The sequence below is a fragment of the Bartonella sp. AA16NXGY genome (assembly GCF_042197325.1).
Taxonomy (GTDB): domain Bacteria; phylum Pseudomonadota; class Alphaproteobacteria; order Rhizobiales; family Rhizobiaceae; genus Bartonella.
Map to the genome: position 1 here is coordinate 36,266 of NZ_JBHIRR010000006.1, position 24,245 is coordinate 60,510.

The following is a 24,245-nucleotide window of genomic DNA, read 5'->3' on the forward strand; positions in this document are numbered from 1 at the left end:
AATTGAGAAGTGTGGGATTTTGCATGTCTGAGAAAAAAATTGTTGCACACCGTGGAGGAGCTCATCTTTATCCTGAAAATACCCTTTCGGCATTTAATAATGCTATAGCGTTAGGTGTTGATGAAGTTGAATGCGACGTTCATTTGCTAAAAAGCGGTGAAGTGGTTGTCTTTCACGACTTCCGTCTAGACCAATTGGTTGGAAAAAAGGGGTATATTCACGACATTGATAATGAAACACGCAAACAACTCTGCGTAAAAGGAAGCCAAGAAGCACCTCCCTTATTAGAAGAAGTGCTTGATCTTTTAGCACCAACGAATGTTGCATTGCATCTTGAAATCAAGACATGTGGTGAAGTGGAGCGCGAAACAATATTATCCCAAAAAGCGCTTGCGCTAATAAAAAGCCGAAATTTATCAGAACGGGTTTCTGCTATTAGTTTTGATCCTTTTATCCTTCGTCCTTTTATTGAAGCAGGAATACCATCTGGTCCATGTGTTGATAATTTCGAAGGTGATATGTACCGTCATTTTTCTGAATGGAAGCAATTAGGTTATTCTGATCTAAGTTTAGATGGCTCTATTGTTTCACAGAACTTTATTGAATCAGCTCTTGAGGCTGGTTTTACTGTAGGGGTATGGACAATTAATGGAAAAGCTCGGTTATCATATTGGCTTGATATGCCTGTACATTATATTACGACAGATCAACCTGATCTCGCATTGCAATTGTGTGCACAAAGGTAAAAATACATCAACACAAAAGGAACTATATATCTTCATAAAGTTAGCGTAATGAAAGAAGAAAAATTATCTAATATACGACAATAATACATTGATTTATAATCATAATTAATATTTTATTCATGTGAGTAAGAGACCTTAATACGTAAGATTCTCTTATTTCAAATATTTTTACAATGAATCAATCAAAATCATTCGTTTGCACATTACAAGCAGGGTTGGTGTGTGGATAAAAAATGATTGAGAAAAGAATAAAAATATTCATTTAACGTATTTTAAATGCAAGATTTGTTGAAGCATTAGGATCGCACATGATGATGTCGTTTTGCACTTTTATGAAGTGTAAAAATGATGGCATACAAAAAGTCTTATATACTTTAATGGAGAGGCTTTAGGGCTTATTTTATAGGTGCTATCATGAAATGTAGATGTATTGAAAGATTTTTTAACAGCATGGAAATTGGTTATACAGTGTCATTTTGTTTTGCGTGAGGGGTGTGATCTTGTTACAGGGAAAGAGACTATTAAGCGCTTCAAAATGATTTTCTTAATTTTAAAAAAATTCTATTTGTCTCTTCTTTAAATTCAGTAGCAACATCGTGTTAAAGTTATAAGCCGAAAGTTATAAGACAAATAATAAAAGAATAAACAATTCTTTTTAAAAAAGTAAATCCAGATATTAAAATAGTCATTGAAATGATATTTACGATCTATATCTTTTTACCAAGTGACTTTTCTTATTTAAGCCATCTCACTTTTTTCAGATAGTTACAAACGCGTATTTCGTGAATACATAAGAAAGCTTATAAAAGAAAATAAATAAATTTAAACAAATTCATTTGACCTTTAGGTGGTTCCTGTTTAAATGAGAGAATATGTTTCTGAAATAAAACTGTCATAGCATGTTCATGTGTAATACTATAAATTTAGGGGTAGTTTGTATTCCATCACTTCAGAAAGGGTGAAGCATGAGTCGTTTTTATCTTTCCATAGCGGCCACGGTTGCTATCATAATGTCCACAGCGGGGATGACAGAAAGTTTTGCACAGACAAAAATCAGCTTTTGGCATTCTATGAGTGGTGAATTAGGAAAGCAAACTGAAAGTCTCATTAACGATTTTAATGCAAGTCAATCTGAGTATAAAGTTGTTTCTTCATTTCGCGGTGAATATGAAGAGGGATTGATTTCACTCATTGCAGCATTTCGTGGAAAGAAACAGCCAGTACTTGCTCAAATTTATGACGTTGGTACTGGAACTATGATGGCTGCAAAAGGTGCAATCTACCCATTTTATCAACTTATGGCTGATACAAAACAAGAATTTGATCCTACAGATTATTTCCCTGCTATTAGTGGTTATTACTCCGATGAACAGGGACGTATCGTCTCTATGCCATTTAATATTTCAACACCCATCCTTTATTATAACAAAGATATCTTTAAAAAAGCAGGGCTTGATCCAGAACAGCCTCCTAGAACGTGGCAAGATATAGAAAACTTTTCCAAGAAAATTCTTGAGACTAAAGCGGCAACTTGTGGTTTTACAATGGCTTATGCCGCTCAATGGATTGGTATAGAAAATTTTTCAGCGTTGCATAATGTTCCTTTTGGAACGAAGGAAAATGGCTTTAAAGGACTTGATTCAGAACTTACATTTAATGGACCTTTACAAGTGCGTATGTGGACTGACCTGAAAAAGTGGTCTGATCAAGGTATTTTCCGTTATGGTGGTCCAGCAGGTGCATTAGATTCAACACCAATGTTTATGGCACAAAATTGTGCAATTTTTATGCAATCTTCAGGATCACATGCTGGAATTGTTTCTGAAGCTCAGTTTAATGTGGGGGTTGGTATGCTACCGTACTATAAGGATACAGAAGGAGCACCACAAAATTCAGTTATTGGGGGAGCTTCTATTTGGGCGTTTAAGGGCCATACTCCAAAGGAATATGCAGGGGCAGCCGCTTTTCTTAAATTTCTTTCAAAAACAGAAAATCAAGCAAAATGGCATCAGGAAACAGGTTATCTCCCAACCACAAAAGCGACTTATGAATTGAGCAAAAAACAACATTTCTATGAAAAAACGCCAGGTGCGGATATAGCTATCAAACAGATTAATCTTAATCCACCAACAGTTAACTCAAAAGGGATAAGATTTGGTAATTTACCACAAATTCGTGCCATTCTTGATCAAGAGTTGGAAGCTGTTCTTAGTGGTTCAAAAACGCCGAAAGATGGTTTAGATGAGACCGTTGAACGTGGAAATAAACTCTTGCGTGAATTTGAAAGATCTAATCATTAATTTCGTTTTATTGTTAAACATTAAAGACTCAACAAAAACGGTTGAGTCCTTTTTGTTTACTTTTTTAAAGTCTCTACATTTAAAGAGCCCTATGAATGCAAGAAAAACATGCATATTTTAAAAATAGTCTACTTTCTTACGGACTGCTTTTTCCTCAGCTTCTTGTGACTTTTTTGTTTTTCTTTTGGCCTGCTGCTCAAGCAATAAAATCATCTTTTGAGCGTGAAGACCCTTTTGGCTTTACAACAACCTTTATTGGTTTTGAGAATTATCTAACCGTTCTTTCTGATCCTACTTATCGGCAATCGCTTTTTACAACCGCAGTATTTTCCATCTCAGTTACTGTCGCTTCAATGACAATATCACTTCTCTTAGCTGTCTGTGTTGATCGTGTCATCCGTGCAAAAAAGGCTTATACAATGCTTTTGCTCTGGCCCTATGCTGTTGCTCCAGTATTGGCAGGTATATTGTGGCTGTTTATCTTTCATCCCACCATCGGAATTATCCCTTTTTTTCTCGAGAAAATAGGGGTGCTATGGAATTATCGTATTAATGGCACTCAAGCAATGATTCTTATTGTCATTGCGGCTAGTTGGAAACAAATTTCTTACAATTTTCTCTTTTTTCTTACAGGTCTTCAATCTGTTCCGCGTTCTCAAATAGAAGCAGCCGCCATTGATGGTGCTGGTCCCTTTAAACGATTTTGGACAGTGGTTTTCCCGCAAATTTCACCAACGACGTTTTTCCTTCTTATTGTCAATGTCAATTATGTTATGTTTGATACTTTTGGTATTATTGATAATACAACTTCTGGAGGTCCTGCGCGTGCAACGAGCATCCTCGTCTATAAAGTATATGACGATGGCTTTAGAAATCAAATAATCGGTGCATCAGCAGCACAATCAACAATATTGATGTTGATGGTTATTGTCTTAACGTTTATCCAGTTTCGCTGGATTGAGCGCCGTGTACAATATTAGGAAACAAATTATGGTTGAAAATCGCCCTGTTTTGAAATTTCTAACCCATATTATTCTCATTGTTGGTATTATCATTATTTGCTTTCCAGTTTATGTTGCTATCATTGCATCAACTCATAGTTCAGCAGCATTTAACTCAGGAACACTTCCTCTTTTGCCTGGGAAATATGCTCTGGAAAATTATAAAACAATCTTTGGTGATGGCCTTGCACAGCTGGGTTTGCCCAACCTCTGGCCACTCTTAATGAATTCATTCATTATGGCTCTTGGGATTAGCGTTGGAAAAATTATTATTTCACTTTTGTCTGCTTATGCAATTATTTACATGCGCTTTCCCTTCCGAAAAACTGCTTTTGTTCTTATTTTTGTTACATTGATGCTCCCTGTCGAAGTTCGTATTCTTCCAACCTATGAGATTGTTGCAAAATTGGGGATGGTCAACACCTATAGTGGAATGATTATTCCACTTATTGCATCTGCGACCGCTACATTTTTATTTCGCCAGTTTTTTTTGACTGTTCCAGATGAACTCTTAGAGGCGGCACGTGTTGATGGTGCAGGTCCAGTTAAATTTTTTAAGGATATTCTTCTTCCTCTTAGTAAAAGCAATATTGCTGCTTTATTTATCATTATGTTCATTTATGGATGGATACAATATCTCTGGCCTCTTATCATCACAACGGATCAAAATCATCAAACGATCCTTATTATTTTAAAACAGCTTATTGTCGAATCACTTCAACATGATCCTCAATGGAATATACTCATGGCAGTATCGGTTGTTGCCATGGTTCCCCCTGTTCTTGTTGTTATCTTCATGCAGCGGCTTTTTATCAAAGGCCTTATTGAAACGGAGAAGTAATTGTGGCCATAATCCAGTTATCAAATATAAAAAAACAGTATGACAACGGCATTCTGGTCATTGATGATTTAAACTTAACTGTTGCCGATAAAGAACTTCTTGTTCTTGTCGGTCCTTCAGGGTGCGGAAAATCGACCTTATTACGTATTATAGCAGGACTTGAACAAGTTACCTCAGGTGAATTATGCATTGATAACGAATGTATCAATGATCGTGAACCAGCTGATCGTGATATCGCTATGGTTTTTCAAAATTATGCCCTTTATCCCCATATGACAGTTCGTGGAAATTTAGAATATGGTCTTAAAAATCGTAAAACTCCTAAAGAAGAAATTAAAAAACGTATCGCACATGCTGCAAAGCTTTTGGAGATAGAACCATTTCTTGATCGTAAACCACGACAATTATCAGGAGGACAACGTCAGCGTGTTGCAATGGGGCGTGTGATTGTACGTCAACCCCGTGTTTTTCTCTTTGATGAACCTCTTTCAAATCTTGATGCAAAATTACGGGCGCAAATGTGTATTGAAATAAAAACACTACAGCGTTCATTAGGAACAACGAGCCTCTATGTTACCCATGATCAACTAGAAGCTATGACATTAGCTGATAGAATAGTCGTTTTGAATAAAGGAGCTATCGAGCAAATTGGAACACCAATGGAAATTTACGATACTCCAGCAACAACATTTGTTGCTGATTTTATTGGTTCTCCTCCTATGAATTTTCTTGATCGCTATGTCTTAGAACAACATTTAGGGCATTCATTTTCTTATGGTGAAGAAACTGATCTTTTAGCATTCAGACCTGAAATAATCTTATTGGGCGAACATCCAGATAAAGGGCCTGTCTTTCACACAAAAATTGAGCTTATCAAGCTTATTGGAACAGGTTGCCATGTTTTAACGCGTTGGAATGGTATCATCTTTACGATTGAAATAAAAGAACGCTTGACACACGACTATGGTCAAAAACTAAGTTTCACTGTTGCTCATCAGAATTTTCATACTTTTAATAAAAACACAGGAAAGCGCACAAATAATAAGTAAGCATTAATTGATGTGATACGACTCTCTTTTATGCTGCGTCATGATAATGGTGTGTTTTGACTTGCTCAATTACATTTACAAACTCAGGTTGTAACCGATGGGATTAAAAACAAAATTTTAACAGTTTTGGTAATGATCTATTGTCCCATAGCGCTGAGAATGTCAAAACATTTATATGAAGAAATTTTGCATTTTCACGGTCTGTAAGAAGAATATAATTTTCAAACATCATTTTCATTATAAAAAAAATATCAATATAGAATAAATCTTTATTAACCATATTTTTACTCATTTATAATTTTGTTATAAAAAACAACATATTATCATATGTTTCTTGATGTAATAATTTATGTGTATTATAAAAGTAAATGAGAGAAATAGAGAGAAAAAATGAGTTACAGATAAGGAAGGATGCGCCCCATATCTGAGCTTTGATCCCTAACATAAGAAGTCTATTTGATGCACAAAATACGACGCTGTTCTAAATAATCTCTACGAGAATAGGCGCATTCTATCTTACCGCTGGCCATATGATCTAAAATAGTTTCAGAGCTCCTATAAGAAGCATTTGTTTTTTTTACCAATCACATAAATTAGAGAGAAACCTATGCGCGCATGCTGCAAGTTTATTTTTTCTCGTGTAAATCACTATGCAATTCTCAGCAAGGGTATCTGATAAGTTGCAAAAAATCACTGAGAGATAGAAGGCGTGCTTGTTTTAGAATTTTCATTACTTTTAGCGATAAAAGCAGATGAAACACATCTGTAACATCTCATCGATCTTTTCTATATTCTTGAGTTAAAAATTGCCTGTAGATCATCCTCAAACAGATCTTTATGAATATAACATAAGGGATCGATGCGAATACCTATAAGAATCAGCAGGGACAAAGGCAGTTATGTTATTGTTTTACAAAGCATTCTATAAAAGCTGGTATATTTTTTCAATATATTGCCAGTTTATTAATGGTTTTATGATATTACTTTCTTATAAAGCGCGTGCTTTTTGTTGCTTATAAATCAACCTAAACTTTATACAGCAGTATGTTTGAGACAAATATGAAGACGGTTCAGTGCTGTATTCAGTTTTGTATGCCAAAGTAGAATAAGCTTATCTGCTTGTGTAATTTCTAAAATGAGGAGACAGCTTAATTTAGGGAGAATATGAAAGCATCAAATAAAAAATAGATTCTGTCTTTAGCATCATCTTTTAATTTAGTATTGCAATTTTCAAAAACATCTGAGCCAGTGTCTCTTACATAATGGCGATTAAGTATTGCCGAACACATTTTTTTACGTAATAGAATTGCATCTCTCATACAAAACAGAATACCTAAACAGAAGGCTATTGGGTTGCCAATTTACGCACTTTTTTTAAAAAATATCTTGCAAGGTTGTTCCAACTATTTTTTCACGCAGTCGTTTATAAGTAGTATAACATAAAATCCATTGTGTATCGCCATCTTTATGCTTATAAAAATGCAAGCTGGGGCCATTATCATACTCTCTTTCAGTCTCCAACATTGCAACAATTATTGTGTTGAGACTCTTCATAAGAGGTATTTTTTCTTCAAGTGGTTTTTATTCATACACTAATTCTACTTGCATGTTATAAATGAAGTTGGATAGATAAAAATACTTTAAGAAAGAGACACCAAATTCTTCTTATGAATCGTTTCAAGTGTCGAGAGTTATTGTAAAAAAAGCATTGAAAAATAGAATGCTACTGCTGACAGTTTGGGCACCATGAGGCAATAAATCCACTTACTTTATCTATCTTAGAATCTATAGAGTATAAATTTCTCTGTAAAAGTAACTTTATTTCATATCAATGTTATCAATTATAGCTGTTGGGGCATCATTAGTAACATAATCATAGACTTACGATTTTATGAACTCTTTTTTATCTCTTTTATAGAAGATCTTAATGTTTTGTGATAGCATCAATGATGGTATTCACATTATGTTCCATCATATCGAGATAAGTTGCTGCAGGGCCATTTTTGTTTGACAATGCATCAGAATAAAGTGTTCCACCAATTGTTAAGCCTGTTTCTTTTGCAATCTGTTTTATGAGACGGGGATTAGAGATATTTTCAACGAATAGGGCAGTTGCTTTATTCGCTTTAATTTGTTTTATAAGTTTAGCAACATCGGCTGCGGTTGCTTCAGTTTCTGTTGAAGCACTTTGAGGGGCAAGGATAGTAAAACCATATTCCTTGGCAAAATAGCCAAAGGCATCATGAGATGTGATAATGATACGTTTATCTTTAGGAATGGTAGCAATTTTTGTTTTCAGGGTATCTTGTGCTATTTTAAGTTTTTGGATGTAGGTTTCGGCATTTTTTTTGTAGCTGGTACAGGATTGTGGATCGATTTTACAAAAAGCAGCAGCGATATTCTTCACATAGATTTTGACATTGGGAATTGTTTGCCAAGCGTGTGGATCAATAACGCTGTGGTGGTGATGGGCATTATGTTCTTGATTTTTCATTTTGAGGGAGGGAATGTTAGCGCTAACTTCGACAAGAAGTGCTTTTGTACCACTTGCTGTAATGAGGCGATCAATAAATCCTTCTAAATGAAGCCCGTTGATGAAAATAATTTGAGCATTTCTAAGAGCCTGAGCATCATGGGGGGTAGGTTCATAAGTGTGAGTATTCGCATTGGGACCTACAAAAGTGGTCATAGAGATATGGTTGTCTCCTACATTTTTTACGAGATCTGCAAGAATAGAAAAGCTCGCAACAACTTTGATTTTATTGTGTGCAGAAGCAGAAAATGGAGAAAGGGCAAGCAATAAAGCTCCAAGAAGAACAAATTTTTGAGCAAACTTAGGCACATTTTTTTCCTTAAAGTGAGGAGGTATAAAAGAGGTGGGGAAACCATGTTACAATAAAGCCACGTGGACTTATCAAACAGGAAACAAGATAAATAAATCCTGCGGCAATGATGATAGCAGGGCCGGAGGGAAGTGAAAGATGAAAAGAAAGCAGGAGACCACATACGCTAGAAATGATTCCAAAAAGAGTGGAAAGCGCGCAAATAGGGCCTAGCCGTGAAAACCAAAAACGGGCTGTAATGGCTGGAATCATCATAATACCAACGGAAAGTAATGTTCCTAGTGATTGAAAGCCTCCAACCAGATTCAGCACCACAAGTCCAAGCAATGAAATATGAATATATTTACTCAATGGAGAGAGTGATTTAAAAAAGAGGGGGTCAAAGCTTTCTAAAACGAGTGCACGCCAAAAAATACAAAGGCTGCAGAGTGTAATCAGCATTATAGTAGTGATTAACCAAAGGGCTTGTGCATCAAGTGCAAGAACCGATCCGAATAAGAGATGAAGCAGCTCAATTGTTGAGTCTTTCAGTGAGATAATAATAACACCTGCCGCGAGTGCAATAAGATAAAAGACGGTCATGGATGCATCTTCTTTCTGAAAGCTGTTTCGTGAAATCAAAATGGTTGCTAAAGCAACAATAAGACCAGCGAAGATACCACCAAGTGTCATAGATATGAGGGAAAAGCCACAAATCAGAAAAGCAATTGCAACACCAGGAAGAATGGCATGAGAGATAGCATCTCCTGTCAAGCTCATTCCTCGGAGCATCAAAAACACACCAACAGGACAAGCGCTAATAGACAGAAAAATAGAACCGATAAGGGCGTTTTGCATAAATTGGAAATCAACAAAGGGGGCAAGAAAAAATGCATACACGTCTTATAACCTAAGAAAGAGAGGATCATTGATGAGAAGATTTTGTTTTTGTGCGCTAATAGGGAAAGAATTGGATGTGAGAGGTGGCATAACGTGATGAAGGGTGTTGTTTAAAAACTGTGTTGTTTCTCCATAAAAGGCGTTTTGTTGATCAATTTGAATCATTTGGGGGAAAAATTCTTGCACGATGAGAGGGTTATGGAGTGCGGTGAGAATTGTGCGTCCTTGCTGTTGCCAGTATGTGATCAGAGCAAGAAGGTCTTTTTGGGTATTATGATCTACACCATTGAAAGGTTCATCAAGTAAAATAATATTGGCATCTTGTACAATGATACGTGCAAAAAGAGCGCGTTGTAATTGCCCGCCTGATAATGTTTCAAGCGAACGGGGTGCGAGTTCTGTAAGCCCAACCATTTTAAGAGCATTTTGAATCTTAGAATCATAAGGGCGCTGATTCTTCCATAATCCACAAAAAGACCACAGTCCTGTTTTTACAAGCGTTTTCACATCAATTGGAAATGTTTGATCTATATTACATTGCTGAGCAAGATAAGCAATGCGGCTTTTTTTTGGTTTTGTAATTTTTCCTTTAAGAGGTTTAATCAATCCGGCGATGGCTTTTAGCAGTGTCGATTTTCCAGCGCCATTATCACCTGTTATTGCAACCAATGAACCAGCTTTTAACTTTGCTGAAAAGTTCTTTATTGCTATTCTATTCCTATAGCCTAATGTTGTTTTATTGAAGTGCAGATCCATATTTTTTACCATCGTTGCTTATTATTTTGGAAACTATGTAATAATATAACGTTTGTCAACAAAATGTTATATTATTACATAGTTTTGAGTACTGAAAATTTTAGTGGGAAGATCGTGGAAAATTAAAAATAATAATTGAATTCACCTTGACGAAAGAGAGAGAGTATATACTATATATAGTATCAAAATGATTGGTGATTCTAAATAAGCACAAGAGAGGGTGTTAGTGTGTTTCGTTTGGTATCTAAGTTATTTCCATTATTGTAAAGAGTTTATTGGCCAAAGGTATAGCAGTATTTTTACTGAAGGGTCTCTTTTGGAAGGATTTCCTTTCGTTTTTGTAATTGATTTTTGCCGTAAAAGAGCAAACAGAGCTCTTGAAAAACGGTAGTTTAGAACATTAGTTTTTTAGACAGCAGGAGGGAATTGTAATGCAAGCAAAAGATTGTTTTATAACTAGGGGGCTTTGCCATTTAAGTTGTAGAATAATCGCTTATTCTCATCATAGTTTTTGAAGTTATTTGATGAGGAATTCTGTTATGTTCAGGAAGCTGTGTATTATTTGAAAATAACCACATGTTTTGCGTACAATTTCTATTTTTTGTTATTCTTGAGTACCTATAAAATTATTAGATTGACCTTTCAGGGTTGATTGTTTGGAATTGTGAAAGTTGAAGAAAATGTCGATCACTATTTATAGCAAACCATCTTGTGTCCAATGTGATGCTACACGCCGCGCTTTTGATGCAAAAGGCATTCATTATCGTGTTGTTGATATTTCCTGTGATGAACAAGCATACAGTTTTGTTCAATCTCTGGGGTATCGTCAGGTTCCTGTCGTTGTTTGTGGTGAAAATCATTGGTCTGGTTTTAGACCAGATATGATTAGTGGTCTTTGTGCTTAATGGGGCTTATTGTTTATTATTCGAGTGCAACGGGTAATACAGAACATTTTGTCTCGCAGCTTGGGCAAAGACTCTTCAAAATTGATAAAAGAAAGCCTTCTGCATTGGTTGGTGAACCTTATGTATTGGTTGTTCCTACATATGCAGATGGTGAAGGAAGAGGGGCCGTGCCGAAAGCCGTTGTCCAGTTTCTTAATGAAGCTGAGAACCGAAAATTAATTTGTGGTGTTATTGGCGGTGGGAATCGTAATTTTGGTCGCTATTATAATCTAGCAAGTAAAATTATTGCTGAAAAATGTTGTGTACCTTGCCTTTATCGTTTTGAGCTGCGTGGAACTGATGAAGACGTTATTTATGTAAAAAAGGGATTGGAAAGATTTTGGAAACAATTGGTATAGGACAATCGCAGAAATCGGATCAGATTACTGATTATCATGCGTTGAATGCAATGCTTAATCTTTATGATGAAAATGGTCATATTCAATTTGATATGGATCGGCTTGCTGCGCGGCAATATTTTCTTCAGCATGTTAATCAAAATACAGTTTTTTTTCATAACCTGAAGGAAAAAGTAGATTACTTAATAGAGGAAGGTTATTATGAAAAAGCTTTATTTGAGCTTTATGATTTTTCTTTTATTAAAAAGCTTTTTAAACGTGCTTATGCATTTAAATTTCGTTTTCCTACCTTTTTAGGCGCATTTAAGTATTATACCAGCTATACACTGAAGACTTTTGATGGGAAACGTTATCTTGAACGTTATGAAGATCGCGTTTGTCTTGTAGCTTTATATTTGGCACAAGGGAATAAAGCTCTTGCTGAAAGTTTTGTGGATGAAATTATTACAGGACGTTTTCAACCGGCAACACCAACATTTTTAAATGCTGGGAAAAAACAACGAGGTGAATTGGTTTCGTGTTTTTTGCTACGTGTTGAAGATAATATGGAATCGATAGGTCGTTCGGTTAATTCGGCTTTGCAGCTTTCAAAACGTGGTGGAGGTGTGGCGCTTTGTTTAACGAATTTGCGGGAAGCAGGGGCGCCAATTAAGCAAATAGAAAATCAGTCCTCAGGTGTTTTACCGGTGATGAAACTCTTGGAAGATTCTTTTTCTTACGCCAATCAGCTTGGGGCACGACAGGGGGCTGGAGCTGTTTATTTGCATGCTCATCATTTAGATATTATGAAGTTTTTGGATACAAAGCGTGAAAATGCTGATGAAAAAGTTAGAATTAAAACGCTTTCGCTTGGTGTCGTTATTCCTGATATTACTTTTGAGCTTGCACGGAATAATGAGGATATGTATCTCTTCTCATCGTATGACATCGAGCGTGTGACAGGTAAGCCCTTTAGCGATATTTCTTTAACGGAGCATTATCGTTCTTTTGTTGATAATGCAAAGATTCGTAAAAAGAAAATAAGTGCACGCGTTTTTTTCCAGACATTAGCGGAAATTCAATTTGAGTCGGGTTATCCCTATATTTTATTTGAGGATACTGCTAATCGATCGAATCCGATAGCTGGGCGCATAAGTATGAGCAATTTATGTTCAGAAATTTTGCAGGTGAGTGAGGCGAGTGAACTGGAGACAGATTTAACTTATCGCACGATTGGAAGTGATATATCCTGTAATCTTGGATCCATGAATATTGCCAAAGCAATGGAAAGTCCTGATTTTGGACAGACCGTGGAATCTGCTGTTCGCGCTCTGACTGCTGTTTCGGATATGAGCAATATTGATTGTGTGCCTTCCATTGCGAAAGGCAATGCTGAAAGTCATGCGATTGGTTTGGGACAAATGAATTTGCATGGGTTTCTAGCGCGTGAGCAGATCTATTATGGGTCTCCAGAAGCGATTGATTTTACCAATATCTATTTTTATATTGTGACATATCACGCCATACGTGCTTCCAATTTAATTGCGCACGAACGTCAAGAAATGTTTGCAGGGTTTGAAAAATCAGCTTATGCAGATGGACGTTTTTTCGAGAAATATATTGAAAAAGAATGGAAACCGCAATTTGCGCTTGTGCAAGAGCTTTTTGCACGGAATAATATTGTTATTCCAGATCAAAAGGATTGGCAGGAACTCAAAAAATTAGTTATTGAGTACGGGCTTTATAATCGCAATCTACAGGCAGTTCCTCCCACGGGATCTATTTCCTATATTAATCATGCCACTTCCTCCATTCATCCGATTGCTTCAAAAATCGAAATTCGCAAAGAGGGAAAAATTGGGCGCGTTTATTATCCTGCTCCTTATATGGATAATACGAATTTGAATTTTTACCAAGATGCTTATGAGATTGGCCCTGAAAAAATTATAGATACCTATGCTGCGGCAACACAGCATGTTGATCAAGGTCTTTCATTAACATTATTTTTTCCTGATACGGCTACTACACGTGATATTAATCGCGCACAAATTTATGCCTGGAAAAAGGGGATAAAAAGTATTTACTATGTACGATTACGGCAAGTAGCATTGAGTGGAACAGAAGTAGATGGCTGTGTTTCGTGCAGTTTATAGGAGATCATCATATGACAAAGATTACAACCAAAAATCCTGTTGTGTGCGCTGTTAATTGGAATAGATTACATGATGAGAAAGATCTTGAAGTATGGAACCGCTTAACTGGGAATTTTTGGTTACCTGAGAAGGTTCCACTTTCCAATGACATTCCCTCATGGTCAAGCTTAACGGATGAAGAACGCAAGCTAACGATTCGTGTTTTTACAGGACTAACGCTTCTTGATACAATTCAAAACACTGTAGGAGCCATTTCGCTTCTGGCTGATGCGATAACAGAGCATGAGGAGGCAGTTTTGACGAATATTGCCTTCATGGAAGCGGTTCATGCACGTTCTTATTCCTCTATTTTTTCAACCCTTTGTTCGACGGTAGAAGTTGATGATGCGTTTAGATGGTCAGAAGAAAATATTCATTTGCAGAAAAAGGCTAGATTAGTACTTGAGCGTTATGAAGCAAATGATCCACTTAAGAAAAAAATTGCTTCGACTTTGCTGGAAAGCTTTTTATTTTATTCTGGTTTTTATTTGCCCATGTATTGGGCCAGTCGCGCTAAGTTGACCAATACAGCAGACCTCATTCGACTAATCATTCGTGATGAAGCAGTCCATGGTTATTATATAGGTTATAAATTCCAATTGGGCTTTGCAAAGCTTGATGAAGCCAAAAGACAAGAAATTAAAGATTTTGCTTTTAACCTGCTCTTTGATCTTTATAACATCGAGTGCAAATATACTGAAGATCTTTATGATGCGCTTGGATTGACAGAAGATGTTAAAATTTTTCTTCATTATAACGCTAACAAGGCTTTAATGAATTTAGGTTTTGAAGCTCTTTTCCCCCCTGAGGTTTGTCGTGTTAATCCCGCTATTTTGGCAGCTTTATCACCAAACTCTGACGAAAATCATGACTTTTTTTCAGGGGCAGGTTCTTCTTATGTCATTGGCAAGGCGGTTGCTACCACGGATGATGATTGGGAATTTTAATGTTTGCATGCAAATAGAAGTGCGCGGGGTATTCCACTGAGGTCTTTGCGCATTTCTAAACATTGGAAGCCATTTGTTTCAAACAAATTGCAAACTTCTTTTTCTTGAGAGTAACCAATTTCAACAGCGATAGTGCCGTTTTCTTTTAAGTAGTTGGCTGCTTCATGGGCGAGCTTTCGATAAAAATCAAGACCATCTTTTCCACCGACAAGAGCGCGCAATGGATCATGTAAGCGCACTTCTTTTGCAAGTTTTTTGATATCTTTTGCGGGGATATAAGGTGGATTGGAAACAATAAAATCAAAGCGATCTGTGACAGAATCAAACCAGTCGCTAAGAAGGGGTGTGAAGCGGTGTGCTACTTCAGCATTTTTTGCATTTTTTGTCGCTGTTTTAAGGGCATCTTCAGAAATATCGACAGCGACTGCATAGGATTGGGGAATTTGTTTAAGAATGGCAATGGCAATGGCGCCACTTCCTGTTCCCATATCAAGGAATGTTGTTCTTCTCGAATTTTCGATCTGTTTTTGGAGAAAAGGGAGAACAAGATCTATCAGCGTTTCTGTATCAGGGCGTGGTTCTAACGTCTCTTGAGATAATGTAAAAGATATACCATAAAATTCTCGTGCTCCTATAATACGGTAAACGGGTTCGCCTGCAATACGCCGTTGTAAAGCCTGTTCTATTTGTATAATATGCTCAGAAGATAGATGCATATCTGGTTTAGAAACTCTTTCAGCAGCATTTATTCCTGTTATCCATTCAATGAGTATATTCGCATCGAGATTGGCTTCAGAAATTCCTTTCATGCGCAATTTTTCTTGAGTTTGTTGGATGACATTTTTGAAAGAATATTTGTTCAATTATTGTCCATTTCCATCAGGAGTGCTGTTTGGTGATCTGAGATGAGTGCATGAATAAGCTCATCAAGATCTCCCTCTAGAATGCGATCAAGCTTATACAAGGTTAGATTAATACGGTGATCCGTGACACGTCCTTGTGGAAAATTATAGGTACGAATACGTTCTGAGCGATCACCAGAACCAACTTGGCTTTTACGAGAAGCTGAACGTTCACTTTCCGCTTTTTGTCGTTCGATATCGAATAAGCGTGCCCGTAAAATTTGAAGGGCTCGTGCTCGGTTTTGATGTTGTGATTTTTCTGCTTGTACGACCATAATTCCTGTTGGAATATGCGTGATACGAACAGCTGAATCCGTTGTATTAACATGCTGTCCTCCTGCTCCAGATGCACGCATTGTGTCGATACGAATATCTTCAGGACGAATATCAATATCAATATCTTCAGCTTCTGGAAGCACAGCAACGGTAGCAGCAGATGTATGGATACGCCCACCTGTCTCTGTTTCTGGGATACGTTGCACACGATGAACCCCTGATTCATATTTCAATTTAGAAAAGACACCTTTTCCTGAAATGGTAGCAATAATCTCTTTATATCCGCCAACTTCCCCCTCACTAAGTGAAATAACTTCTACTTTCCAATTGTGAGCATGGGCATAACGTTCATACATGCGGAAAAGATCACCGGAAAAAAGTGCTGCTTCTGAGCCACCCGTTCCTGCTCGAATTTCAACAATAGCGTTTTTTTCATCAGCAACATCTTTAGGTAAAAGCAGAATCTGGAGTTCTTTTTCAAATTGCTCTACTTTTTTATATAACGATGGTAGCTCTTCCTGGGCAAGATTACGCATCTCTATATCTGTTTGTTTATCGTTGATAATCGTTTCTAATTCTGTAATCTCTTCGTAAAGAGCATTTAATGCGCGTATAGAGGTAATAACGGGTTGTAGTTCTGCATATTCAGAAGCTAATTTGACATATGTTTCAGCATTTGGATTCGTCGTCATTTGGCTTTCAATTATTTCAAAGCGCTTTTCAAGCTGTCTCATACGATCTTGTGGCAAGGAAACCATGATAATATTGGCCTAATTTTTCATAATACAATTTTTATAATATTTTGTTGCAATGATTGTTTGTTATAATATTGGCAATGAATTACCGTATAGCATCATACAAAGAGGGGTAATAAAGCAATTCTTTTTTTTTGCCAATGAAAACTATTATATTTTAAAGGTAAATTTTTATAAAATTTGATTTGCCTGAGGTATTTTATCTAATGATATATGATTACTTTTTTAAGAGTTTTTTTTTCCGTAAAGTTCAAGGCGGTGATGAATAATATCATAGCCAAGGGATTTTGCAATTTCCTCTTGCAGCTTTTCAATAACATCAGAATGAAACTCGATAACTTGTCCTGTTTCTATATCAATGAGATGATCATGATGTTGCCCATCTGCTTGCTCAAAACGAGATGGACCACCACTAAAGCTATGGCGATGAATTGTTCCATTTCCTTCTAATATTTTCATGGTTCGATAAACAGTTGAGAGTGAAATATTCGAATCTATTTTGTTTGCACGCTGAAAAATTTCAAATGCATTAGGATGATCATTTGTATCAGTCAAAATATCAAGAATAACTCGTCGTTGACGTGTTACTCTTAAACCAGCTGTGCGCAATTCTTGCTCATAATTTCGCTTTTTATTCATTTGCATAGTTTGCTTTTCAAACAAAGGCTCCATGACAGTGTTTGTATTTTTTCTCTGAACCGCAAGGACAACGCTCATTACGTCCAACTTTTCCCCATGTGGTTATATCGTTAGGGTCACGATCTTGTGGATTAACAAATCTATTTTCTTGTGATCGTGCCCATAAGGTGGGAGCATTTTCTTGACTTTGATCATTAAAGACAGAAGAAGCAGCATCAGTTTGCTCAGGCATGGCCGGTTCTGTGGGGTGTTGAATGATTTCAAAGCGCATAAGCTTAGAAGTGACAATTCGGCGCAAATTTTTCAACATACTTTGAAAGAGTTCAAATGATTCTGTCTTATATTCATTGAGCGGATCCCGCTGCGCATAACCACGAAAACCAACAACAGAACGCAAATGGTCTAAACTCACCAGATGTTCACGCCATAACGTGTCAATAGTTTCGAGCAATACTGCTTTGTGAAAATAAGCCATAACTTCTGGAGAATATCGTTCAGTACGCTCATTTTCAAGTTTTGTAACAGCATTTGATACACGCTCTAGAATTTGCTCCTCGGCAATTCCATCTTCGTTTGCCCATTCTTCCACTGGAAGCTCAAGATTAAAGAGTTGTTGAAGCTCTTCTTCGAGAGTTTTTGCATCCCATTTTTCAGAATATGTCCCTGATGGAATATAAGCCTCTACGAGATCCTCTACGACTTCATTACGCATTTCAAGGATCATTTCTGATAAATCATCTGCATTCATGACCTCCATACGCTGTTCAAAAATAACCTTGCGTTGATCATTCATGACATCATCATATTTTAGCAGATTTTTACGAATTTCAAAGTTTCGTGCTTCGACCTTTTTTTGTGCTTTTTCAAGGGCTTTATTAATCCATGGATGGATAATAGCTTCATTTTCTTTCAATCCAAGTTTTTGCAGCATACCATCCATACGGTTAGAGCCAAAGATACGCATAAGATCATCTTGAAGAGAGAGAAAGAATTTTGAGCGACCAGGATCGCCTTGGCGACCAGAACGTCCACGAAGCTGGTTATCAATACGACGGCTTTCATGACGTTCAGTAGCGATAACGTAAAGCCCTCCAGCCGCTAAAGCTTTTTCTTTAAGCTTCTGAACATCTTTTTTTATTTCTTCAATTTTAGCTGTCCGCTCTGGACCTTCCGGGATATCCTGTAACTCTTGTCGGATGCGCATTTCAACATTACCACCAAGCTGTATATCCGTACCGCGTCCTGCCATGTTGGTTGCAATGGTGAGAGCTCTAGGAACTCCTGCTTGCGCAATGATATATGCTTCTTGTTCGTGATAGCGAGCATTTAAGACTCTAAAATCGGTAATGCCTTCTTTTCGCAAACGCTCTGCCAATTGTTCTGACTTTTCAATAGAGGTTGTTCCAACAAGAATAGGCTGTTCTTTTTCGTGAGCTTGACGGATATCATGCACAATTGCCCGATATTTCTCTTCTGCTGTTCGATAAATCTCATCATCTTCATCAATACGTTGTATTGGCAAATTTGTAGGGACTTCGACAACGTCAAGACCATAAATATTTCTGAATTCTTCGGCTTCTGTTGTTGCAGTTCCAGTCATGCCAGATAATTTTCTATACATACGGAAGTAATTTTGGAAAGTGATGGAAGCAAGTGTCTGGTTTTCTGGTTGAATAGCAACATGCTCTTTAGCTTCTAACGCTTGATGAAGTCCTTCAGAATAACGCCGCCCAGGCATCATTCGCCCTGTAAATTCGTCAATAATAACGATTTCATCATTGCGAACAATATAATCTTTATCGCGAGCAAACAGTTTATGAGCTTTTAGAGCATTATTGACATGATGAACGATAGCGACATTTTCTATGTCATAAAGACTCTCACCTTTAAGATGTCCAGCTTGTTCGAGCATTTTTTCAATTTTTTCAGTACCAACTTCGGTAAAGGTCGTTGTTTTTTGTTTTTCGTCTATTTCATAGTCTTCTGGAGTTAAGGCAGGAATAAATGTATCAATAAGGTTATAGAAGTCAGTACGATCTTCTAGAGGACCAGAAATAATAAGGGGGGTACGGGCTTCATCAATAAGAATCGAATCAACTTCATCAACAATTGCGTAATGATGTCCACGTTGGACCATTTGACTATGATCGAAGGCCATATTATCACGCAAATAATCAAAACCTAGTTCATTATTTGTGGCATAGGTGATGTCGCATGCATAGGCCTCTCGGCGGGCATCACTATCAAGATCATGAAGAATCACGCCTGTTGTAAGCCCTAGAAAACTAAAAATTTTCCCCATTGTTTCAGCATCACGACTGGCGAGATAATCGTTTACTGTCACAACATGAACGCCTTTACCTTCCAATGCATTGAGATAAATTGGTAGAGTTGCCATTAATGTTTTACCTTCACCAGTACGCATTTCAGCTATGCCGCAGTCGTGAAGGACCATTCCACCAATAAGTTGCACGTCAAAAGGACGCATGTCATAAACACGTTTTGCGGCTTCACGAACAGTCGCGAAAGCTTCCGGTAAGAGCAAATCAACACCCTCACCTTCACTAAGACGTTTACGAAAGGCATCTGTTTTTTGGCAAAGTTGCTCATCACTTAATTTTACGAATTGTTCTTCCAAAGCATTAATTTGTGCAACTTTTTGGCGGAGTGCTTTGAGATGTCGCTCATGAGCTGAACCAAAAAACTTACGGGCAAAAACACCTAAACTGACCATCTCTGGCCCTTTCTTTTAATTGTTGTCACTCTTGTTGGGTAATTCATACGCTCTCCCCATACTCTACATTTTCTTCAAATTATCTGATATCATTAGTGACATCATGAAATGCAGATGGTACCATTATACTTGCTGGTGTGCAATTTTTCACTCTAATTATAAAGTAGAGATAAGAGGCTAAGCGCTTTATGTCAACTTTAAGTATGCTATTTAACTGATACAATACAAAGTAATTTAAGATACAATATGTCATTTTTCTCTATTATCATGTTTTTCATCTGCATTAGATAGGATTGGAGAAACTGAGATAAAAGGATAATTTTATACTTTTTTTAAATAAAATTACTAATTTATTTCTCTATGTTTAAAGATTAAAGTGTTATGGTAAAGAGAATTGGAATCTTGAACCTGCCTTCATTTTTAAGGAGTATATTTATGAAATTTAACTTTATCACGCTTTTTTTAGCATCAACTTTATTGGCAAGTACAAGTTTAGGGGTGAGTGCTCAAGAAGGTTTGAATTCATCGTCGAGTGATTTAAAGACTTTAGAGAAAGCTTCTGAAAAAGCCGTTTCTCCTTCTCATGTTATGGCGGTTATTGATGGGAAAAATATTACAGCAGGCCAATTGGATGATTTAGCGCTTGAAATAAATCCTAATTTAGCACGTTTTCCTGATGAACAACGCCGTATGATGGTTCTAAAAGCTTATTTAGATATGCAGGCCCTCGCAAAAGCAGCAAGAAGCAAAGGTCTTGATAAGACAGAAGCTTACGATAAACGTATGGCAGTCATGCGTGACAATGTTCTTCAACAGCTTTATTTTAAACAGGCGATTGTTGATAAAATATCGGATACTGATTTGGAAGCTCTTTATAAGCAAGAAGTTGCTGCTTTACCTAAAGAGGATGAGGTTAAAGCGCGTCATATTTTGGTCAAAACGAGAAAAGAAGCAGAAGCTATCATTAAGCATTTAAATAAAGGCGAAAATTTTGAAGAGATTGCAAAGAAAAGTTCAACAGATGGTTCTGCTGCCGTTGGGGGTGATCTTGGTTATTTTAGCCATGGTCAAATGGTCAAGCCTTTTGAAGATGCCGCATTTGGTTTGAAAGTTGGCGAATACACAAAACAACCCGTTGAAAGTCCTTTTGGTTGGCATATTATTAAATTAGAAGATCGTCGTGTAAAACAACCGCCTGCATTTGATGATGTTAAAGAGATGTTGCGGACACAGCTGATAAAAAAGCGCTATCAAGAACTGATTGTTGATTTGCGTAGCAAGATAGATGTGAAATACCCTGATCCTAATGTTACAAAAATCATGGAATCGCTTCATCAAAATGGGACGCTACTTCCCGATGAGACATCTGATGAAGAAGATACGGAATAGCTAGTAAAAATAAGTAGATAGCCTCTTTAATAGATAATTTGCTAGGTTAGTTTTGTTCAAAAAGCCTAGCAGTTTTCTATGAGAGGTTATTGATCTGCAATCATTTCATTTTTTTATAGAAAGCATATTGTGGTTTTGAAAATCTCTCCTTTGTCGCCTCAAAAGATCCAAGAGCTTTCTCCATTATCTGGTGTACGGATAGCAACAGCTGAAGCTGGGATTAAATATAAAGATCGTACAGATCTTCTTTTCATCATATTCGATAAGCCAGTGAGTGTGGCCGGTGTTTTTACCCGTTCAAAATGTCCATCTTCCCCTGTAGAGCATTGTCGTGCATCGCTTCCTCATGGGGTTGCGAGGGGTGTTGTTGTGAATTCTGGAAATGCAAATGCTTTTACAGGAAGCAAAGGAAAGCACACAACCGATGCAATTATTTGTGCAGCAGCGAACGCTTTAAAGGTTAGAGAAGATGAAATTTTTATAGCTTCTACGGGTGTTATTGGTGAGCCAATGGATGCATCGGGTATTGTCAATCTTTTACCAAGTATGACAGAGACAGCAGAAGAGGGAAATTGGTTGGAAGCTGCAAAAGCCATAATGACAACGGACACATTTCCAAAACTTGCGACCCGCACTTTTGACTGTGGGGGAGAGCGTGTTACCATTAATGGAATTGCAAAAGGTGCTGGTATGATTGCACCCGATATGGCGACAATGCTGTCATTTGTGGTTAGTGATGCTACCATTTCTTCGGATGCACTCCAATCCATGTTATCAGAGGCAGTTGAGGGTTCTTTCAATTCAATTACTGTTGATAGCGATACCTCAACTTCAGATACGCTTATGTTGTTTGCGACAGGAAAAGAACATGTTCCATGTCTTACAAGTAAATCTGATCCGCGTTATGGGGTTTTTGTGAAACAATTGAGTGCACTTCTGCATGAACTTGCACTACAAGTTGTTTGTGATGGTGAAGGTGCTCGTCATTTAATTGAGGTTAATGTGGTGGGTGCTACAACAAATAATGCAGCTAAAACTATTGCTTTATCAATTGCAAATTCACCGCTCGTAAAAACGGCTATTGCCGGTGAAGATGCGAATTGGGGGCGGGTCGTTATGGCAGTTGGGAAGGCCGGTGTTGAAGTCGATCGTGATCTATTGACGATTTGGTTTGGTGAGCATCGTGTGGCCGTGAATGGCGTACGAGATCCTGAGTATTGTGAAGAGACAATAGGTACTTATATGCAAGGTAAGCACATCACGATTCGTGTTGATATCGGTTTGGGTAAGAGTACGGCGACGGTTTGGTCTTGCGATTTAACAAAAGAGTACGTTATGATCAATAGCGATTACAGAAGTTAATGGATGCACTTTATATTTAACAGTTTATTATTTTTCAGAGCAAATGGGGTATGTGAGCTCTTTTAGGAGCAGAGGGGATATGATAGAAAAGTCAGTTATCTTTATGTTCCCTATTGGGGAGTGATATGTGTATGAAAAGTTCCATTCTTCTTGTTGTTGCATGTGCACTGTTAGATCAGAATAATCGTGTTTTGCTTACACAGCGTCCTGAAGGAAAATCATTGGCTGGTTTATGGGAGTTCCCTGGTGGCAAGGTTGAGCAAGGTGAAACTCCGGAAGCATCATTGATTCGTGAATTAGAGGAAGAGCTTGGTATTTATGTTCAACCAAATAATTTACACCCTTTAACATTTGCAAGTCATAGCTATAAAACATTTCATCTCTTAATGCCATTGTATCTTTGTGACCATTATGAGGGCGTTGCGCAAGGACGAGAGGGCCAAAATTTAGAATGGGTTTTTATTAATGATCTTGATAAATACCCTATGCCTGATGCTGATAAACCATTGGTTCAGGTATTGAAAAATCATCTTCTTTAATGTGTTATAAGAAGAAAATATAATTCAATATATTGATTTAAAATAATAATTTATATTTTTTATGTTGAATGGGAAAGTCCAGGGTCATAAAAATTTTCTCATTTCAAATCTGTTTTATGTTAAATTAGTCAAAACCATTCTTTTGCACGTTCCAAGCGGGGCGGGTCATGTGGATAAAATTATTTAAGAAAGAAATAAAATACGTGTTGAAAGAATACTCTCCAATAGCCAAGGGTTATCGCAACATTGAGAATTGGCAAAGTGTATAATGATGCCTTTGCACGCTTCATAAGCATAAAAATGGTGGTAGATAATGGATTTATACTTTTCGCGATTATTATTGAGAGATTGTCTTGGATGCACCGAGAGATATTAGGAGTATTTCTTTCATAAGATATCGATAATAGGAAAAATTTCAAAAAATGTTGCTTTTGATTAAGAGGGGCATATCCCTTACGTAATATAGAACGCCATTGTGTTGCATATTTGCGGGGTTGTTTAAAAGAGGCATCTCGCAATATTCCAAAGCCCATTTCGTGCCGGCACTCGTGAATGGTATAATGGTAGAGCTTTATAAGATAAAATCTATTGAGCGCCACTATCTTTACGCTTGTGAAGGAGTAAGCTGGTTCCAATGTTAGTTATGATAGCTCTTGGCATTTGAGAGCATTCAGAAGGGATATTTTTCTTTTCGTAATCATTTTTACTTATACATCAATTTCGCTTGTGATGAACAAGCAAGCGATTTTGATTGATTCAACATAAAAACAGATTTGAAATAAGAGAATTTTACGATATTTAGAATGCTTGATG

At 37.1% G+C, this 24,245-nt stretch carries 19 protein-coding genes; 12 read left to right on the plus strand and 7 right to left on the minus strand.

From position 1 onward, the window contains the following. Nucleotides 1–23 precede the first annotated feature (23 nt). From ACFINK_RS04910 to ACFINK_RS04930, 5 genes are all read left to right on the plus strand, one after another. Nucleotides 24–746, plus strand: coding sequence for a glycerophosphodiester phosphodiesterase (locus tag ACFINK_RS04910; RefSeq protein ID WP_375611843.1), 723 nt, complete (start codon nucleotides 24–26; stop codon nucleotides 744–746). Nucleotides 747–1,711: 965 nt separating this feature from the next. Beyond that, the gene (ugpB, locus tag ACFINK_RS04915; protein ID WP_375618067.1) at nucleotides 1,712–3,046 is read left to right on the plus strand and encodes a sn-glycerol-3-phosphate ABC transporter substrate-binding protein UgpB; all 1,335 of its coding nucleotides are present in this window, start codon (nucleotides 1,712–1,714) and stop codon (nucleotides 3,044–3,046) included. Nucleotides 3,047–3,141: 95 nt separating this feature from the next. Next, nucleotides 3,142–4,026, plus strand: coding sequence for a sn-glycerol-3-phosphate ABC transporter permease UgpA (gene ugpA / locus ACFINK_RS04920; protein ID WP_375627662.1), 885 nt, complete (start codon nucleotides 3,142–3,144; stop codon nucleotides 4,024–4,026). Between the two features lie 10 nt (nucleotides 4,027–4,036). Next, nucleotides 4,037–4,888, plus strand: coding sequence for a sn-glycerol-3-phosphate ABC transporter permease UgpE (gene ugpE / locus ACFINK_RS04925; protein WP_375613289.1), 852 nt, complete (start codon nucleotides 4,037–4,039; stop codon nucleotides 4,886–4,888). A gap of 2 nt (nucleotides 4,889–4,890) precedes the next feature. After that, nucleotides 4,891–5,937 carry a sn-glycerol-3-phosphate import ATP-binding protein UgpC gene (locus ACFINK_RS04930; protein ID WP_375613290.1) on the plus strand — a complete coding sequence of 349 codons (1,047 nt, stop codon included), beginning with the start codon at nucleotides 4,891–4,893 and terminating at the stop codon, nucleotides 5,935–5,937. Nucleotides 5,938–7,861: 1,924 nt separating this feature from the next. Here ACFINK_RS04930 and ACFINK_RS04935 read toward each other — a convergent pair. From ACFINK_RS04935 to ACFINK_RS04945, 3 genes are read right to left on the minus strand one after another with little or no spacing between them, the layout of a single operon-like run. After that, nucleotides 7,862–8,779, minus strand: a complete 918-nt coding sequence (locus ACFINK_RS04935; protein ID WP_375613291.1) for a metal ABC transporter solute-binding protein, Zn/Mn family — start codon at nucleotides 8,777–8,779, stop codon at nucleotides 7,862–7,864. Between the two features lie 10 nt (nucleotides 8,780–8,789). Further along, entirely contained in the window at nucleotides 8,790–9,659 is an 870-nt protein-coding gene (locus ACFINK_RS04940; protein ID WP_375613292.1) for a metal ABC transporter permease, read from the minus strand. A 3-nt stretch (nucleotides 9,660–9,662) separates the two neighbouring features. Beyond that, nucleotides 9,663–10,415, minus strand: coding sequence for an ABC transporter ATP-binding protein (locus ACFINK_RS04945; RefSeq protein ID WP_375613293.1), 753 nt, complete (start codon nucleotides 10,413–10,415; stop codon nucleotides 9,663–9,665). A gap of 680 nt (nucleotides 10,416–11,095) precedes the next feature. Between ACFINK_RS04945 and nrdH the strand changes: the two genes are divergently transcribed. The 4 genes from nrdH to nrdF are packed head-to-tail and all read left to right on the plus strand — an operon-like array spanning nucleotide 11,096 to nucleotide 14,836. After that, a complete protein-coding gene (gene nrdH, locus ACFINK_RS04950) occupies nucleotides 11,096–11,320 on the plus strand; it encodes a glutaredoxin-like protein NrdH (RefSeq protein WP_005774163.1) in 225 nt (74 codons plus the stop codon). Further along, nucleotides 11,320–11,718 carry a class Ib ribonucleoside-diphosphate reductase assembly flavoprotein NrdI gene (nrdI, locus tag ACFINK_RS04955; protein WP_375613294.1) on the plus strand — a complete coding sequence of 133 codons (399 nt, stop codon included), beginning with the start codon at nucleotides 11,320–11,322 and terminating at the stop codon, nucleotides 11,716–11,718. Before nrdH ends, nrdI begins: the two co-directional genes overlap by 1 nt. Further along, nucleotides 11,700–13,850, plus strand: coding sequence for a class 1b ribonucleoside-diphosphate reductase subunit alpha (nrdE, locus tag ACFINK_RS04960; RefSeq protein WP_375638354.1), 2,151 nt, complete (start codon nucleotides 11,700–11,702; stop codon nucleotides 13,848–13,850). Before nrdI ends, nrdE begins: the two co-directional genes overlap by 19 nt. Before the next feature lie 11 nt (nucleotides 13,851–13,861). Then, nucleotides 13,862–14,836, plus strand: coding sequence for a class 1b ribonucleoside-diphosphate reductase subunit beta (gene nrdF, locus ACFINK_RS04965; RefSeq protein WP_273722534.1), 975 nt, complete (start codon nucleotides 13,862–13,864; stop codon nucleotides 14,834–14,836). On the opposite strand, the gene prmC is transcribed toward nrdF, so the two are convergent. The 4 genes from prmC to secA all read right to left on the minus strand — a co-directional run bounded on the left by prmC (nucleotide 14,833) and on the right by secA (nucleotide 20,142). Next, the gene (prmC, locus tag ACFINK_RS04970) at nucleotides 14,833–15,699 is read right to left on the minus strand and encodes a peptide chain release factor N(5)-glutamine methyltransferase (RefSeq protein WP_375638355.1); all 867 of its coding nucleotides are present in this window, start codon (nucleotides 15,697–15,699) and stop codon (nucleotides 14,833–14,835) included. The genes nrdF and prmC overlap by 4 nt on opposite strands. Next, on the minus strand, nucleotides 15,696–16,772 hold the full coding sequence (prfA, locus tag ACFINK_RS04975) for a peptide chain release factor 1 (RefSeq protein WP_375613296.1): 1,077 nt from the start codon (nucleotides 16,770–16,772) through the stop codon (nucleotides 15,696–15,698). The genes prmC and prfA overlap by 4 nt, the downstream gene beginning before the upstream one ends. A 222-nt stretch (nucleotides 16,773–16,994) precedes the next feature. Further along, nucleotides 16,995–17,486 carry a Fur family transcriptional regulator gene (locus ACFINK_RS04980; RefSeq protein ID WP_375611830.1) on the minus strand — a complete coding sequence of 164 codons (492 nt, stop codon included), beginning with the start codon at nucleotides 17,484–17,486 and terminating at the stop codon, nucleotides 16,995–16,997. Then, the gene (gene secA, locus ACFINK_RS04985; RefSeq protein ID WP_375638356.1) at nucleotides 17,425–20,142 is read right to left on the minus strand and encodes a preprotein translocase subunit SecA; all 2,718 of its coding nucleotides are present in this window, start codon (nucleotides 20,140–20,142) and stop codon (nucleotides 17,425–17,427) included. The genes ACFINK_RS04980 and secA overlap by 62 nt, the downstream gene beginning before the upstream one ends. A 435-nt stretch (nucleotides 20,143–20,577) precedes the next feature. On the opposite strand from secA, the gene ACFINK_RS04990 reads away from it, so the two are divergent. The 3 genes from ACFINK_RS04990 to mutT all read left to right on the plus strand — a co-directional run bounded on the left by ACFINK_RS04990 (nucleotide 20,578) and on the right by mutT (nucleotide 23,432). Continuing rightward, nucleotides 20,578–21,531, plus strand: a complete 954-nt coding sequence (locus ACFINK_RS04990; protein ID WP_375611828.1) for a peptidylprolyl isomerase — start codon at nucleotides 20,578–20,580, stop codon at nucleotides 21,529–21,531. Nucleotides 21,532–21,660: 129 nt separating this feature from the next. Beyond that, the gene (argJ, locus tag ACFINK_RS04995; RefSeq protein ID WP_375638357.1) at nucleotides 21,661–22,893 is read left to right on the plus strand and encodes a bifunctional glutamate N-acetyltransferase/amino-acid acetyltransferase ArgJ; all 1,233 of its coding nucleotides are present in this window, start codon (nucleotides 21,661–21,663) and stop codon (nucleotides 22,891–22,893) included. 125 nt (nucleotides 22,894–23,018) lie between these two features. Further along, a complete protein-coding gene (gene mutT, locus ACFINK_RS05000; protein ID WP_375627652.1) occupies nucleotides 23,019–23,432 on the plus strand; it encodes an 8-oxo-dGTP diphosphatase MutT in 414 nt (137 codons plus the stop codon). Nucleotides 23,433–24,245 lie beyond the last annotated feature (813 nt).

Bases quoted from the DNA above. Each gene is read 5' to 3' on its own strand.
- ACFINK_RS04910 (WP_375611843.1), top strand. From the start codon at position 24: ATGTCTGAGAAAAAAATTGTTGCACACCGTGGAGGAGCTCATCTTTAT.
- ugpB (WP_375618067.1), top strand. From the start codon at position 1,712: ATGAGTCGTTTTTATCTTTCCATAGCGGCCACGGTTGCTATCATAATG.
- ugpA (WP_375627662.1), top strand. From the start codon at position 3,142: ATGCAAGAAAAACATGCATATTTTAAAAATAGTCTACTTTCTTACGGA.
- ugpE (WP_375613289.1), top strand. From the start codon at position 4,037: ATGGTTGAAAATCGCCCTGTTTTGAAATTTCTAACCCATATTATTCTC.
- ACFINK_RS04945 (WP_375613293.1), bottom strand. From the start codon at position 10,415: ATGGATCTGCACTTCAATAAAACAACATTAGGCTATAGGAATAGAATA.
- nrdH (WP_005774163.1), top strand. From the start codon at position 11,096: ATGTCGATCACTATTTATAGCAAACCATCTTGTGTCCAATGTGATGCT.
- nrdI (WP_375613294.1), top strand. From the start codon at position 11,320: ATGGGGCTTATTGTTTATTATTCGAGTGCAACGGGTAATACAGAACAT.
- nrdF (WP_273722534.1), top strand. From the start codon at position 13,862: ATGACAAAGATTACAACCAAAAATCCTGTTGTGTGCGCTGTTAATTGG.
- prfA (WP_375613296.1), bottom strand. From the start codon at position 16,772: ATGGTTTCCTTGCCACAAGATCGTATGAGACAGCTTGAAAAGCGCTTT.
- ACFINK_RS04980 (WP_375611830.1), bottom strand. From the start codon at position 17,486: ATGAGCGTTGTCCTTGCGGTTCAGAGAAAAAATACAAACACTGTCATG.
- secA (WP_375638356.1), bottom strand. From the start codon at position 20,142: ATGGTCAGTTTAGGTGTTTTTGCCCGTAAGTTTTTTGGTTCAGCTCAT.
- ACFINK_RS04990 (WP_375611828.1), top strand. From the start codon at position 20,578: ATGAAATTTAACTTTATCACGCTTTTTTTAGCATCAACTTTATTGGCA.
- mutT (WP_375627652.1), top strand. From the start codon at position 23,019: ATGTGTATGAAAAGTTCCATTCTTCTTGTTGTTGCATGTGCACTGTTA.